Annotated in this window: 1 pseudogene; it reads right to left on the bottom strand. The window is 60.9% G+C overall.

What is annotated here, in order from left to right:
• Positions 1 to 27: 27 nt before the first annotated feature.
• Positions 28 to 458: pseudogene (locus HY26_RS18960) on the bottom strand (hypothetical protein); the annotation flags it as partial.

Consider the following 458-nt stretch of genomic DNA (forward strand, 5'->3'; position numbering starts at 1 on the left):
AAGCGCCCGCCGTATGGATTGCCGCGATCAGCAAGGATCGCTGGCTTCAAGACCGCACGACCAGCCCTGCCACCAGGTGTCCTGGGCGTTCTCGACAGCACCGATGTAGTCCACCGAGTCGAAGAACGAAGACACGGTGGCCGGATCGACTGCCGTCACAGCGGCCTCGGCCGAACCGTTGATGAACGTCGAGGTCAACATGTTTGCAACGTTGGTCGAATTGTTCGCATCGGCATCAACGGCGCCCTGGGCGGCGGCGGCATCGTCAGCCGCTGTTGCCAGACCACCAGCACAATCGAACAGTACGGAGCTGAACTTCGGATCCGCACCTTCCTGATAGCCCGCGACGGCGTTACCGGCGGAGTCCTGGAAGCGGATGCACTCCTGACCGTAGTCAACGACACCATTCAGGTAATGGCCGATCGTTCCTGTGTTGAGGCGGAAAGCATTCGTCCGGT

It is taken from the genome of Hyphomonas sp. GM-8P (assembly GCF_003263315.1).
Classification (GTDB): domain Bacteria; phylum Pseudomonadota; class Alphaproteobacteria; order Caulobacterales; family Hyphomonadaceae; genus Hyphomonas.